This window comes from Pseudoalteromonas sp. APAL1 (genome assembly GCF_021532475.1).
GTDB lineage: Bacteria > Pseudomonadota > Gammaproteobacteria > Enterobacterales > Alteromonadaceae > Pseudoalteromonas > Pseudoalteromonas lipolytica_C.
The window spans coordinates 13,075-27,722 of record NZ_JAKGAW010000037.1; the positions used below are offsets into that span (position 1 = coordinate 13,075).

At 39.9% G+C, this 14,648-nt stretch carries 11 protein-coding genes; 6 read left to right on the top strand and 5 right to left on the bottom strand.

Annotation, left to right across the window (positions count from 1 at the left end; translation table 11 throughout):
• Positions 1-56 precede the first annotated feature (56 nt).
• Together hemL and L1264_RS16100 are read left to right on the top strand one after the other, a co-directional pair.
• Positions 57-1,337 carry a glutamate-1-semialdehyde 2,1-aminomutase gene (gene hemL / locus L1264_RS16095; protein ID WP_138557275.1) on the top strand — a complete coding sequence of 427 codons (1,281 nt, stop codon included), beginning with the start codon at positions 57-59 and terminating at the stop codon, positions 1,335-1,337.
• Positions 1,338-1,838: 501 nt separating this feature from the next.
• The gene (locus L1264_RS16100) at positions 1,839-4,766 is read left to right on the top strand and encodes a TonB-dependent receptor (protein ID WP_138557274.1); all 2,928 of its coding nucleotides are present in this window, start codon (positions 1,839-1,841) and stop codon (positions 4,764-4,766) included.
• A gap of 402 nt (positions 4,767-5,168) precedes the next feature.
• Here L1264_RS16100 and mrcB read toward each other — a convergent pair whose 3' ends face one another.
• The 5 genes from mrcB to L1264_RS16125 all read right to left on the bottom strand — a co-directional run bounded on the left by mrcB (position 5,169) and on the right by L1264_RS16125 (position 10,887).
• Positions 5,169-7,493 carry a penicillin-binding protein 1B gene (gene mrcB, locus L1264_RS16105; RefSeq protein WP_199526178.1) on the bottom strand — a complete coding sequence of 775 codons (2,325 nt, stop codon included), beginning with the start codon at positions 7,491-7,493 and terminating at the stop codon, positions 5,169-5,171.
• Positions 7,494-7,576: 83 nt separating this feature from the next.
• The gene (locus L1264_RS16110; protein WP_135923723.1) at positions 7,577-7,738 is read right to left on the bottom strand and encodes a YqaE/Pmp3 family membrane protein; all 162 of its coding nucleotides are present in this window, start codon (positions 7,736-7,738) and stop codon (positions 7,577-7,579) included.
• Positions 7,739-7,898: 160 nt separating this feature from the next.
• A complete protein-coding gene (locus L1264_RS16115) occupies positions 7,899-9,128 on the bottom strand; it encodes an ammonium transporter (protein WP_135923722.1) in 1,230 nt (409 codons plus the stop codon).
• Between the two features lie 9 nt (positions 9,129-9,137).
• Positions 9,138-9,476: a P-II family nitrogen regulator gene (locus L1264_RS16120; RefSeq protein WP_054554260.1), complete on the bottom strand. Its 339-nt coding sequence runs from the start codon at positions 9,474-9,476 to the stop codon at positions 9,138-9,140.
• 181 nt (positions 9,477-9,657) lie between these two features.
• Entirely contained in the window at positions 9,658-10,887 is a 1,230-nt protein-coding gene (locus L1264_RS16125; protein WP_138557272.1) for a response regulator, read from the bottom strand.
• A gap of 243 nt (positions 10,888-11,130) precedes the next feature.
• Here L1264_RS16125 and L1264_RS16130 point away from each other — a divergent pair, with 243 nt between their 5' ends.
• From L1264_RS16130 to rpiA, 4 genes are all read left to right on the top strand, one after another.
• Entirely contained in the window at positions 11,131-12,648 is a 1,518-nt protein-coding gene (locus tag L1264_RS16130) for a S10 family peptidase (RefSeq protein WP_135923720.1), read from the top strand.
• A gap of 118 nt (positions 12,649-12,766) precedes the next feature.
• Positions 12,767-13,318: a hypothetical protein gene (locus L1264_RS16135; RefSeq protein WP_135923719.1), complete on the top strand. Its 552-nt coding sequence runs from the start codon at positions 12,767-12,769 to the stop codon at positions 13,316-13,318.
• A gap of 13 nt (positions 13,319-13,331) precedes the next feature.
• Positions 13,332-13,928, top strand: coding sequence for a 5-formyltetrahydrofolate cyclo-ligase (locus L1264_RS16140; protein ID WP_199526179.1), 597 nt, complete (start codon positions 13,332-13,334; stop codon positions 13,926-13,928).
• Between the two features lie 53 nt (positions 13,929-13,981).
• Positions 13,982-14,635, top strand: a complete 654-nt coding sequence (gene rpiA, locus L1264_RS16145; RefSeq protein ID WP_135923717.1) for a ribose-5-phosphate isomerase RpiA — start codon at positions 13,982-13,984, stop codon at positions 14,633-14,635.
• The last annotated feature ends 13 nt before the right edge of the window (positions 14,636-14,648 follow it).

The following is a 14,648-nucleotide window of genomic DNA, read 5'->3' on the forward strand; positions in this document are numbered from 1 at the left end:
CTCTTTGAGCCCTTACAAACCAACTCATTTAACGTGACAACCCAATAGGACTATTCATGACAATTAGCCAAGATCTTTTTAATCGCGCGCAAGAATCAATCCCAGGCGGTGTAAACTCACCAGTTCGTGCCTTCAATGGCGTTGGCGGTACTCCTTTATTCATCACTAAAGCAGAAGGTCCTTTTACCTTTGATGCTGATGGTAACCGTTATATCGATTACGTTGGTTCATGGGGACCAATGATCATGGGTCATAACCACCCTGCTATCAAACAAGCGGTATTAGAAGCCGTTGAAAATGGCTTAAGCTATGGTGCGCCAACCGAAACTGAAATCTTAATGGCCGAGAAAGTAAAAGAGCTGGTACCATCAATCGAAAAAGTACGCATGGTAAGCTCAGGTACTGAAGCAACCATGAGTGCAATTCGTTTAGCGCGTGGCTTCACTGGCCGTGACAAAATCTTAAAGTTTGAAGGCTGTTACCATGGTCATGCTGACTCACTACTAGTAAAAGCAGGCTCAGGCGCGCTGACTATGGGCGTTCCTAACTCACCGGGTATTCCTGAAGACTTCGCTAAGCACACATTAACGGTGTCGTTTAACAACCTTGATGAAGTAAAAGCCATTTTCGCAAAATACGCTGACGAAATCGCTTGTATCATCGTTGAGCCAGTTGCTGGCAACATGAACTGTATTCCACCTGTACCAGGCTTCTTAGAAGGTTTACGTGAGGTGTGTGATGAATACAAATCTGTGCTTATTTTTGATGAAGTAATGACAGGTTTCCGTGTTGCTTTAGGTGGCGCACAAGCTTACTACAATATCAAACCAGACCTTACTTGCTTAGGTAAAGTAATAGGCGGCGGTATGCCAGTGGGTGCATTTGGTGGTAAGAAAGAAATCATGGATTACATCGCACCTGTCGGCCCTGTTTATCAAGCGGGTACATTATCAGGTAACCCAATTGCCATGGCAGCAGGCTTAAAATCGCTTGAATTATTATGCGCTGAAGGTCTACACGATGAACTAGAAGCTAAAAGTAAAGCAATTTGTGAAGGCTTTGAAGCCGCTGCGAAAAAAGCAGGCATTGCACTTACAACAAACTACGCAGGTGGAATGTACGGCTTCTTCTTTACTGATAAAGAAAAAGTAACTAGCTATCAACAAGCGACTGAGTGTGATTTAGAGCGTTTTAAAAAGTTCTTCCACTTAATGCTTGAAGAAGGCGTTTACCTAGCTCCTTCTGCTTTCGAAGCTGGCTTTGTGTGTGCTGAGCACTCTGAAAAAGAGATCAACGACACCATTGCAGCCGCAGAGCGCGCATTCGCGAAGCTTTAATCTAAAAAATAAAATAGGTCACTTTAATCGGTGGCCTATACTTCCAAACGTTTACCCCCTCAGAAAATAATAGATCAGATTATTTTCGAAAATTTAAAACCAAAAATATTATAATTAAAACATCATTTATACAAACCAAATGATTTTTTCCTGCATTTATATTTTAAAATGTAACGAAAACGACATAAAATTCCCAACAAACTGTTTTATAAGAATTAAAAGTAGAATTAAAACTTACTTAACGCAATTACATCAAATTACATCTGTGTATTTTTTGTATAAATAAGCAAAAAATATCAACTTTAGATCGTTCCAAGGCGTTTTTTTGTAAGTTTATCGTATTTGTAATATAAAAAATTGATCTGTATGTCCCTAATGTGTTACCAATTTGTTTCACGCTTTATTTAATGGTTAAAACTCCAAATAAATAAAAAACAAAGCGTGATGGTTATTAACAAACAATAACAAATCAAAAATCTAAAATTTCACAGGGAAAGCTCAATGAAAAACAACTTTTCAAAAACATTTAAGCGTTCATTCACAGCTGCAGCTGTTGCTATGACCTTAAGTGCAGCAATGCCTGCTATGGCTGACAATGTTAATGGTGCAATCAAAGGTAACATCATTACTCAGTCTGGTGTTTCTTTAGCTGGCGCAACAATCACCATTACCGATAAGTCAAAAGGTTATGAAAAAACTCTCATTGCAGATGCAAATGGCCAGTTTAATCTTAACCAAGTACCTGTTGGTAAATATAATGTAACAGTGTCACAAGCTGGTTTTGAAAAAGCACAGATCAACGATGTAATTATCGGTGTTGGTAAAACTGCACTACTCGAGATTCCATTGGTTGAAGGTAATATAGAACGTATTGCAGTTGTTGGTGGCGCAGTTCGTGCTGTTGACGTTTCGGTTACGGAATCATCATTGAACATTAGTTCAGAAGAACTTGAATTATTACCGGTTGCTCGTTCATTAACATCAGTTGCTTTACTAGCCCCTGGTGCAACTGAAGGTGATAGTCGCTTTGGTGATCAAGCATCATTCGGTGGCTCATCTGTCGCAGAAAACGCATATTACGTAAATGGTCTTAATATGACTAACTTCCGTAACGGTTTAGGTGGCGCAACCATTCCATTCTCAGCATATGATAGCTTCCAAATTAAGACTGGTGGTTATTCGTCTGAGTTTGGTCGAACAACTGGTGGCCTAATCTCTGCAGTAACAAAATCAGGTACGAATGAATTTCACTTTGGTGTTGAGTCAATTTACTCTCCTGATTCATTAAGAGAACAAGCACCAAATTCAGTTTACTTACAAAATGATCGTTGTGAGGCTGCTGATGGTCACTGTATTGGTGATTTATTTGTTAACAACCAAGATGACTATGTAAACTCATTTGAAACAAATATTTATGCTTCAGGTGCACTAATTGAAGATACGCTTTTCTTCTACGGAATTTATACATTCCGTGATATCGAAGAAGAGTACGGTAACGCTTCTCAAACCTCTCTAACAAAAGAAAAAGATGATGACCCTTACTATCTAGCGCGTATTGACTGGAACATTAATGATGATCATCAATTAATGCTTTGGGGTTTTAGCGATGAACGCACATACTCAGAAAGCACAATCGAAGATCCTAATGGCGTTGGGAACTACACAGTAGATGGCGGTACAGCTTATCACAAACGCGGTGGTGAAAGTTTTGCAGTACGTTATACAGGTAACCTAACTGATGACTTAAGCATGTCTGCTATGTATGGTGAAGTTAAATTCTCAGAAACTGATTATTCTGACTTTGATGACTGCCCTACTGGCTATGACGCAGACTTAGGTGTTGATACTACCTGTTATGTAAACTTCACTGTAGGCGCCAATGAAGATAAGCGCGAGCAATTGCGCGTTGACTTTGATTGGTACTTAAATGATGAGCATACATTAAGATTTGGTTATGACTCAGAAACCAATACATCAGATGCAACTACGATTAACTCTGGTGGTATTTACTACTACTACAGAACATACGAAGAAGGTGCTCGCCTTCCAAACGGTTATATTCTTCCAGAAGAAATGAAAACAACTCGTGTACGTAACTATAAGAATGGTGGTGCATTTGAAGTTGAAAACTGGGCGATTTATATCGAAGATCAATGGGCTGTTACAGATAACTTAACGTTAACTTTAGGTCTACGTAATGACAGTTTCACAAACTACAATGCTGATGGTGATGAATTTGTATCTATTGATAACCAAATTGCGCCAAGATTAGGTGCATCTTGGGATATCAATGGTGACGGTGACAGTAAATTATTTATTACCGCAGGTCGATATTACTTACCTGTTGCTGCAAATACGAACATTCGCCTTGCAGGTGCCGAAACTTATATCCACACTTGGTATGAGTATGAGGGTCTTAATGCTGACGGTACTCCTGTAGGTTTGAGCAATCAATTAGGTGATATCGCTATTTCAAATGGTGGTGACGGAACTGCAAAACCTTCAAACACCCTAGCAGATAAAGACCTTGAGCCTATGTATAATGATGAAATCATTGTAGGTTATCAAGCAGCGATTAATGATGACTGGTCTTGGAGCATCAAAGGTACATACCGCACACTGGGTAATCAAATAGATGATGGCTCATACATCTTTAGAGATGAAAATGGTGAATATCTTGGTGAAAACTGGTTCTTATTCAACCCAGGTAATGGCGCAACATTTAATTTTGACTTAGATGGTGACGGTGTAACTGAAGAGTATAGCTTCACAGCTGAAGAGCTAGGTTATCCTGAAGCTAAACGTCGTTACGCTGCCGTTGACCTTTCAATTGAGAAAAGTTGGGATGAGGTTTGGTCTTTAAAAGCACTATACACTTGGTCACATAACTACGGTAACACAGAAGGTTTTGTTAAATCTGATAATGGTCAAGATGATGCTGGTTTAACACAAGACTGGGATTACCCTTATCTTATGGATGGTGCTAACGGTAACTTACCAGCAGACCGTCGTCACAATATTAAAGTTTACGGTGCATACGCAGTTACTGAAAACTTCTTAGTAGGCGCAAATCTAAATGTTGCTTCTGGTCGTCCTTGGACAGCATTAGGTGCGGGCTATACACCAAACCCAGACTTATATGATTATGGCGATACTTATTATGTTGGTGATAAACGCTACCCTCGCGGCAGCATGGGAACAACTCCCTGGACAGCGCGATTAGATCTTAACTTTACGTACAACCTGCATTTTAATGACCAAAAAGTACGCTTCGCATTAGATATTTTCAATGTATTTGATGCAGCTACAGCAACTCGTTATGACGAAGTTGCTGAAATAGCGGCTGGTGATGACAGTGCAACATTTGGTTTAGCGGAAAGTTATCAATCTCCTCGTCGAGTCCAACTATCTGCTTCTTATGACTTTTAATTTCGATTAAATTAGTAAGATAAGCAACGATTCTAAAAGCCTCATTATGAGGCTTTTATTTTTTAATATTTACAACTAGTAGTGCTGCAATAATTAGTCGATATTTATCTGAAGTAAATCAAGCAACCTTATAAAATACAAGTGAAAGCATGAGGAAGGAGCAAGACTTCAAAATAAAATCATACTAATGGTAGGTTAATAGCTTTCACAGCATCAATGTCTGATTTAGGCATACAAGAATAACTAATTATTCTACAAGTCATCCAATAAAGTACTGCAATTCAAACTCTATAAACGTCAGTTCGCTTGCCAGAAACACTGAAGGAAGTGCATTCATGGCAATCTACAACATACAAAATTTAGCTCAATTATACATTGAGCTAAATAGTTTCAGGGCCAAGTTTAACGCTGACAATTAGGCCTTGGCTCAAACTCGCTGGCACGAATTGGAAGCTGTACAACCTTGCCGCATCCAGGAGGCGCTTGCAGGCCGGTTTCTTCGTTAATAAAGGCCCAACGAATAGAAGCTGGGCGTGTATCTGCTATAGCTTCAGGATTGAGTGGTTTAAGGTAGCGAATATAGGCTTCTAGTGCACCAACACTGCCTGTTAAACCAGTGCTCTTGTTATCGTCGCGACCAATCCATGCAACAGTAACTGTGTTTTGGTCAAAACCTGCAAACCAGCTATCGCGCAAGTCATTACTGGTACCTGTTTTACCAGCAAGCTGAATTGATGGAAAGTGGGCATTTAAACGCTTTGCTGTACCGTCTTTGGTCACTCGTTTCATTGCATATTTGGTCATGTAGATTGATGCATCGTCAAAGCGTTTTTGTGAGGTGACATCATGTTTATAAAGCACTTTACCTACTGAATCTGTCAGTGCTGAAATAGACGTTAACTCGCGGTACTGACCATCTGCAGCAAGCGTTGTATAAAGCTGCGCGACTTCAAAGCTAGAAAGCTCAAGTGCACCTAAAAGTAATGATGGATATTGATCAATACGCCCTTCTACACCTAAACGCTTCAAGGTATCAGCCACTTTATCTACACCAACATCAAGACCCGTGTTAACCGCAGGAATATTTATACTGTTACTAAATGCTTTGTATAGTGGCATTGGTCCGCGGAACTGCTTATCGAAGTTCTCTGGTTGCCATACTTTGCCCTGTTCGTTAGTCACTTGCAGTGGTGAGTCATCCACTAAAGTGGCAACATTAAACTGACCACTTTCAAATGCCGTTAAATATACTGCTGGCTTAACTAATGAGCCAATATTACGTTTGGTATCTAGTACACGGTTAAAGCCAAAATAACGTACGTCACGGCCTGCAACTAGCGCCGACACTCCACCTTTTTCAACATTAACAGAGATCATCGCTGCCTCAAGCTCTTCTGTTTTAGGGCGTTTTTCAAGATACGGCAAGCTTGCTTCAATCGACTCTTCCATAGCCGTTTGCTTTTGTAAGTCAAAATAGGTAAAGACACGTACTCCGGCATCTAACACTTGCTGATCTGGTAGTAGGCGCTTTAATTCTCGGTTAACTAATTCTAAGTAACCCGGATACGACTTTTGCAGGCTGTCTTTCATTGGTGCAATATCAATAGGACGCTTTAATGCCGCGCGATATTCACGTGTATCAATAAGCTTGTTTTCAACCATTAATCGCAGCACTAAATCACGGCGCTCCATTGCGCGCTCACTATAACGGCGCGGATTGTAATACGATGGCCCTTTTACCATAGCAACTAACAACGCAATTTGGTCGTATTCAAGTTCATCCACAGGTTTTGAGAAATAAAACTCAGCGGCTAGGCCCATACCATGAACACCTTGATTGTAAGACTGACCTAAATACACTTCATTGAGGTAGGCCTCTAAAATTTCATCTTTGCTGTAGCGGTAATCTAGAATTAAGGCAATTAGCGCCTCATTAAATTTACGTACCAAAGAGCGCTCACGAGTTAAGTAGATATTTTTTGCTAACTGCTGAGTTAAAGTACTGCCGCCCTGTACGGTACGCCCTGCTTTGATATTGCTATACAAAGCACGCATAATTGACCACACCGATACGCCGTGATGGTCATAGAAATTACGGTCTTCAACCACCAGCAAGGTGTCTTTTAGCATTGGCGGAAATTTATCAAGCGGTACAAACTCACGATCTTGCTTTGAGTCATTACCGATACGTGCAATTTGTACTGGCTCTAACCGTGCGCTATTCAAGCGGCGACCAAATTTATCTTTAATAGTTGCTAACTTTTGTCCCGAAAAACGCAGCTCAATAACGTGTGCATCTTCAAGGCCGTCATAAAATTCAAATTCACGGCGATACACTTTAATGCTGTTAGCAGATTTAACATACTGACCTGTACGGCTGAGTTTATTTACTGAAGAGTAATTTAAGCGGTTTAACTCCCAAATAACTTCTTGCTGGGATAAATATTGTCCAGGATAAAAACTCATTGCACGCGCATAGACTTGGGCTGGTAACTGCCACTTATTCCCCTCAAATTGGCGGGTAATTTTGGCATCAAGGTAAATAAGGTACAGTGTCATAGCAATGACAACTGCTAAAGAAAGCTTCCAAAATATTGACCAAAGCTTTCTTAGAATCCCCGCTTTAGTAGCATTTTTAGGTGAATTTTTACGCTTAGAAGAAGAGCGTGAAGATGCCGCTTTAGTTTTTGATGACGACTTTTTTGCAGGTGTTTTTTTATCAGCCATTGAGTTCGCTATTGATCAGTTAATTTTACAGGACAAGCTAGGCAATATTAACACCTGTAAAATTAACAGTCACTTAAACTCGGTTAGCGTGTGCACAACCATAGCGAGTGAATTACGGCAGGAATAAAAAAGATAAAACATAAAATAATGTTAATGATTAAATCTTTACCTGCTCCCGCTTTTAAAAATACCGCAACAGGCGGTAAAAATAGCGAGATAATAATAAGCAACAGTTTGTTATCCATAATTTTTCCTTGTTAGATTGGAACCTTAAGCATAGCTAATAATTGACTAAATCGCCTATCAGAAAAGACTTATTTAATTGCAAAAAAGCCCTACCTAAGTAGAGCTTTGATTTGAACACACAATGATTTGTTTTTGTGCGTGTAAAAACACGCACAAAGATTAGTTACTACGAACTGATACAAACTCAGGGTACGCATCAATACCACAGTCATGTTGATCCATACCGTTTAGTTCTTCTTCTTCGGTAACGCGGATACCCATAGTATTTTTTAGAATTGCCCATACGATTGATGACGCGATAAACACAAATCCTAAGATACATACTAAGCCAATCAACTGATTAACGAAGGTTGCATCTGAGTTTGAAAGTGGTACTAACATAATACCTAAAGCACCACATACACCGTGTACAGAGATAGCACCTACAGGGTCATCGATTTTAGCTTTATCAAGTGCAACGATGCTAAATACAACCAAAGAACCACCAAGTAGACCCAGTAAACAAGCAAGTAATGGTGTTGGTGATGCAGGCTCAGCTGTAATAGTTACCAGACCAGCTAATGCACCATTAAGCACCATAGTTAGATCGGCTTTGCCCCAAAGTACTTTACACACCATAAGTGCAGCAATTGCACCACACGCAGCGGCAGCGTTAGTATTAACGAAGATTTTACCTACTGCTGTTGCATTTTCAGCGTCAGAGATAAGCAGTTGTGAACCACCGTTGAAGCCAAACCAACCCATCCAAAGGATTAATGTACCTAGTGTTGCTAACGGTAGGTTAGAACCAGGAATTGGGTAGATTTCACCGTTTTTGCCATATTTACCTTTACGAGCACCTAGGAAAAGCACACCTGCAAGAGCGGCTGCTGCACCTGCGCCATGAACAATTGCAGAACCAGCAAAGTCAACAAAGCCCATCTCAGATAAGAAGCCTGCGCCCCAAGTCCAGTAACCTTCGATTGGGTAAATGAAACCAGTTAAAACAACAGTGAAAATTAAGAATGCCCATAACTTCATACGCTCAGCAACCGCACCAGATACGATTGACATAGCCGTTGCTACGAACACAACTTGGAAGAAGAAATCAGACTCTAAAGAGTGATCTGCATCAGCAGCTTGAGTGCCAATTAATGCACCAAATGAAGGGATAAAACCACCTTCTGCGTTATCAACATACATGATGTTGTAACCCACTAATAAAAACATAGTGCAGGCAATAGAGAATAGTGCTACGTTTTTGGTTAGTATTTCTGTTGTATTTTTTGCACGCACTAAACCTGCTTCTAGCATAGCGAAACCAGCCGCCATCCACATTACTAAAACACCCGACATCAAAAAGTAAAATGTGTCGAGCGAGAACTTCAACTCTACAATCGTGTTTTCCATAATTCCCCCTTAAATTGCTTCTTCATCAAGTTCGCCTGTACGAATACGGACGATTTGGTCTAGGTCGTAAACAAAAATTTTGCCGTCACCAATTTTGCCTGTTGAAGCAATTTTTGTGATGGTTTCAACAACGCGTTGACAATTTTCGCTACGAGTTGCAATTTCAAGTTTGATTTTTGGAATAAAATCGACTTGGTATTCAGCTCCACGATATAGTTCAGTGTGACCACGTTGACGGCCAAAGCCTTTAACGTCGACAACTGTCATCCCCTCAATGCCTAAATCAGCCAGTGCTTCACGCACATCATCAAGTTTGAATGGCTTTATTATTGCACTAATCATTTTCATAGTGGCCCCCTTCGGACGCTTATTGTTATCCTGTTGGTGTATGTAATCCAACCTTTGTGCCACTATTTTTTATTATTAATATTCAATGATTTATATTTTAATATTGGTTTTTGAACAAAAAAAATGCACCCATATGGTGCATTTTATTAACAATTAACCTGAGCTGGTGCAATTTACTCAATTATTGAATAACTAAGCAATTTCGCTGTTGTTGCTTGGCTTGATATAGCGCTTTATCTGCAATACGCATAGCAGCTGTTAACGACACTTTTTGAAATGGAGTCATACCAATACTCATGGTCAATGAGTAAGGCTCACCATTAATAGAAAAGGCATGGCTGGCTAACTGCTCTCTAAATGTATTTAATCGCTGCTCTGCCTTTTTTAGATCCATATTATTGAGCACAACTGCAAACTCTTCACCACCAATACGTGCCACGGTAAAATCATCAAACTTTGCTTTTAAGAATGATGCAACTTGCTTAAGCGCCTGATCACCCGCTTCGTGACCAAATTGATCATTAACATTCTTGAAGTAATCAATATCAAGCAAGGCTAAAACATTCTCTTGTTCAACATTCTTTAATATTTTTTCGGCGTATTGATAAAAATAGCGTCTATTGTGTAAGCCTGTTAAATGGTCGCGATATGCACTTTCTTTAATATCGGCTATTAGAGCGAGTTGTTCCATGGTTTGCATAACACGGCAATGAAACTCTTCATTCATAAATGGCTTTGTTAAAAAGTCATTAGCACCGTATTTAATAAAGCGCGCCGATAAACCATGCTTACCAGCCCCCGACAAACCAATAATGGCTAAGTCATCGCGGCCGCGGAAATTACGCACCGCTTTAACCAACTCAAAACCATCCATTGTTGGCATTGCATAGTCAGTAAGTAACAATTTAATTTCTGGGTCGTCTTTGAGCATTTGCAACGCTTGCTCACCATCTTGGGCATCACTCACTGCAAATAATTGCTTTTCGAGCATTTGCTTCATTAAAGTGCGGCTCAATACTGAGTCATCAGCCACCAGCGCTTTGCTACCATCGTTTCTGAGTAATTGTGCAACTAACTTTATTGCGTAATGGTACGAATCACGATTATCTTTAACGACATAATCAACCACACCAAGCTCTAACATTTGTTGGCGGATGTACTCATCAATTTTAGAGGTCAAGACAACGGTCGGAATATTCTTTGAAAGCGTGTACTTAGCCACTTCACCATTCATTGCATCTGGCAAGGTTAAATCGACCAATGCTAATGTATAATCGTGTTCAGCAATTAAATTTATCCCTTCTTTTAGGGACCACGCAAAGTCGACAGCGACATCGAGATAGTGAGCAGCCAAGTGACGTAACACTTGCTGCACCACCTTACTGTCTTCAACAACTAACACTCTTTGCATTATAACTTCTCTTTCTAAGCGCACGTGCACAGATTATAAACACGCTAAATATACGCCATTTTTCAATCTAGCTAAATAATTAAGCAAATTATCTTTAGTAAAAAAAAGGATTTTTTTGTTATTTGCTCATGATTTTCGGTTAATTTCCACTTCAACAGCGAATATTGGTCACTAGTCTCATTAGTTTGTCATCGAGTTAGCTTTAATTTTTAATAGCTATAAATCGAATAATAAGGAATCAACATGAAACTAGTTAGTTTTATTGGCTTATCGGTAACAGCACTGACACTGACCTTTAGCACTCCTAGCTTTGCAGATAACGCACGTCGCATTGATGTCGACAGCAAAGTAGTCACAGAGCATAAAGCACGCATTAACGGCGAGCGCTTTTCATATACCGCCGCCACTGGTACGCAACCCGTTTGGGATGAGCAAGGCAATGCCGTTGCAACGTTGCAATATACTTATTATACCCGTGACAAAGTAGACGATAGAACAAAACGCCCTCTGGTATTTTCATTCAACGGTGGCCCAGGTTCTGCATCAGTGTGGATGCACCTTGCTTATACTGGACCACGTGTATTAAAAATTGATGACGAAGGCTACCCTGTTCAACCTTATGGCGTAAAAGATAACCCTTATTCAATTTTAGACGTAGCAGATATTGTTTATATCAACCCGGTTAATACCGGCTATTCACGTGTACTTGAAAACGAAAAGGGTGAGCTGCCTAGTAAATCAGATCAACAAAAAATGTTTTTTGGTGTTAACGCTGACATCAAATACTTAGCAGAGTGGCTAAATACCTTTGTTTCTCGCAACGAGCGCTGGCGCTCACCTAAGTTTTTAATTGGTGAGAGCTATGGTACAACACGTGTATCAGGTCTTGCGCACGAATTACAAAACCGCCAATGGATGTATATCAACGGCGTTATTTTAGTCTCACCAACTGAGATTGGTATTAAACGTGAAGGCCCCGTAGAAGCAGCTAACCGCCTACCTTACTTTGCAGCAACAGCTTGGTACCACAAAGCCCTCAGCGCAGATTTACAAGCAAAAGACTTAGACGAGTTACTTCCTGAAGTAGAACAGTTCACCGTAAATAAGTTCTTACCAGCAATTGCTAAAGGTGGCTTTTTACCTGCAGATGAAAAGCGTGCAATTATCAAACAAGCAGCAAAATACGCAGGCTTATCTGAGAAGTTTGTTGAGCAAAACAACCTTGATATTCCAACTAATTTCTTTTGGAAAGAATTATTACGTGACCGCGGTCAAACTGTTGGTCGTTTAGACTCTCGTTATCTAGGTATTGATAAACGTGATGCTGGTGAGTCACCAGATTACTGGGCTGAGCTTACCTCATGGTTACACTCATTCACGCCAGCAATTAACTATTACCTACGTGAAGAGCTTAACTACAAAACAGATATCAAATATAACCTATTTGGTAATGTTCACCCGTGGGATCGCAGCGGCAACAATACCGGCGAAAACTTACGTTTAGCAATGGCGCAAAACCCTTACTTAAATGTAATGATTCAATCAGGTTACTATGATGGTGCAACTAACTACTTTGATGCTAAGTACACAATGTGGCAATTAGACCCAAGTGGTAAAATGAAAGATCGCCTAAGCTTTAAGGGTTATCGCAGCGGACACATGATGTATTTACGTCATGCAGATCTTGAGTCTTCAAATAATGATCTACGCGAGTTTATCCTTAACTCGTTGCCAGCTGAAGGCAAAGCAGCAAAATACTAAATAAATATTTTGTTCATTTATAAAGAAAAAGCCCGTTTTGTACGGGCTTTTGTTTATCCATTGATCTATTTAGGTTTATACTTTTGTTATCTACATTAAGGATTAGGATAACTAAAAGATGGCAGACAAATTTCGTGTGATGTTTGCAGGACTTGAGGCTGGTATTGATCAAACACATGCCACAGAGCAACTAGCTAGCAAGCTTAAAACCAGCACAAACAAAGTAGCTGGATTTTTCGAGCATAAGCCAATATTCGCTCCTTGCGAGCAAGAAAAGGCTCTTAAGCAAGCGAAGCTATTAGCCAGTGTAGGTATAAAAGCAAAGCTACAACCTCTTAGCCAATCGCAATCCACTAGCAGCCTAGATGCAAAGCAACGTGATGAACGTATATTTGATGCGCTTGATTACATCACTAGTAGTTTGATCCGCCTAGAAGAAAAGCTCGATGACTTAGAACAACGTTTACCTGATGTTGAAAAGAGCAGTAATAGCGATCAAGATGAAAGCTGGCAAGATGATGAGCTTCTACTTGATGAAGAACTCGCTGAACCTGTAAAAAAACGCTCAAATACCCTACTCTACTCTTTGATTGCGATGGTGATTGTTTTATTGATCATTCTTGGTATTGTGGAGTTATTCCCTGAGCTTTTCTCTTTCTTAGAAAGTTGATGTATATATTGACATGAGCAACACACGAACAGAAATTAGACAATCCATCCGAAAAAAGCGTAATTCACTGACCGAAGAGCAGCAAAAAAATGCAGCAATTACGCTTAAAATGAAATTTACTCAACACATAAAATCATTAGAAACTCCTCAAAAAGCGCGTATAGGCATCTATTTTAGCAATGATGGAGAGCTTGACACATCATTGTTAATTAAAGATTTATGGCAAAAAAACCACTCTTTATACCTACCTATTATTCATCCCTTCAACGGTACAACTTTATACTTTCAGAGGTATGAAGAAAATTCACCCATGACTGTTAATCGCTATGGTATCTTGGAGCCCAAGTTGAATTGCAGTCAAATATGTCCTTTAGACAAGCTTGATATTTTACTTATGCCATTAGTGGCATTTGACGATCAAGGTAACCGTTTAGGAATGGGCGGTGGGTTTTATGACAAAACGTTGGCTCGGTATTACCAAGAAAATTGGCAAAAACCGATATTAATCGGTCTTGCGCATCAATGTCAGCATGTAGCTGCATTACCTATTGAATCGTGGGATGTACCGTTAAAACACATTATAACCCCAGAGAAAATCTACCAATGGTAAGCAAACTCTTTGTATACTATAGGCCTCTCTGATAGCTAACTGAGCACATAATTATGACGCAAGATGAATTAAAAAAAGCCGCTGCCTGGGCAGCACTCGAGTTTGTAAATGAAAACACCATTGTTGGTGTAGGTACAGGCTCTACAGTGAATCATTTTATTGATGCACTTGGTACAGTAAAAGACACCATTGTTGGTGCAGTTTCAAGCTCTGAAGCTTCTACTGAAAAGTTAAAAGCACTCGGTATTGAAGTGTTTGAGTTAAACGACGTATCAAGCCTTGATGTGTATGTTGATGGCGCAGACGAAATCAACCCACATAACGAAATGATCAAAGGCGGTGGTGCTGCGCTAACACGCGAGAAAATCGTTTCAGCGGTAGCAAAACAATTTGTTTGTATTGTTGATGAATCAAAAGAAGTTGCAACATTAGGCGCATTTCCACTTCCAGTTGAAGTGATCCCAATGGCACGCAGTTATGTAGCCCGCGAGCTTGTAAAACTAGGTGGAGATCCAGTTTACCGTGAAGGTGTTGTAACTGATAACGGCAACGTCATTTTAGATGTGCACAATTTAGACATCAGCAATGCCAAAGAATTAGAGCTAACAATCAACCAGATTGTTGGTGTAGTAACAAACGGCTTATTTGCCCATCGCGGTGCAGATAAAGTCATTATAGGCACCAAAAATGGGCCGCAAATAAAGTAAATAGGAATGAGGA

Coding starts and splice junctions, on each gene's coding strand:
- L1264_RS16140 (WP_199526179.1), top strand. CDS start 13,332: ATGAGCAACACACGAACAGAAATTAGACAATCCATCCGAAAAAAGCGT.
- L1264_RS16125 (WP_138557272.1), bottom strand. CDS start 10,887: ATGCAAAGAGTGTTAGTTGTTGAAGACAGTAAGGTGGTGCAGCAAGTG.
- L1264_RS16130 (WP_135923720.1), top strand. CDS start 11,131: ATGAAACTAGTTAGTTTTATTGGCTTATCGGTAACAGCACTGACACTG.
- L1264_RS16110 (WP_135923723.1), bottom strand. CDS start 7,738: ATGGATAACAAACTGTTGCTTATTATTATCTCGCTATTTTTACCGCCT.
- L1264_RS16135 (WP_135923719.1), top strand. CDS start 12,767: ATGGCAGACAAATTTCGTGTGATGTTTGCAGGACTTGAGGCTGGTATT.
- L1264_RS16100 (WP_138557274.1), top strand. CDS start 1,839: ATGAAAAACAACTTTTCAAAAACATTTAAGCGTTCATTCACAGCTGCA.
- rpiA (WP_135923717.1), top strand. CDS start 13,982: ATGACGCAAGATGAATTAAAAAAAGCCGCTGCCTGGGCAGCACTCGAG.
- mrcB (WP_199526178.1), bottom strand. CDS start 7,493: ATGGCTGATAAAAAAACACCTGCAAAAAAGTCGTCATCAAAAACTAAA.
- L1264_RS16120 (WP_054554260.1), bottom strand. CDS start 9,476: ATGAAAATGATTAGTGCAATAATAAAGCCATTCAAACTTGATGATGTG.
- L1264_RS16115 (WP_135923722.1), bottom strand. CDS start 9,128: ATGGAAAACACGATTGTAGAGTTGAAGTTCTCGCTCGACACATTTTAC.
- hemL (WP_138557275.1), top strand. CDS start 57: ATGACAATTAGCCAAGATCTTTTTAATCGCGCGCAAGAATCAATCCCA.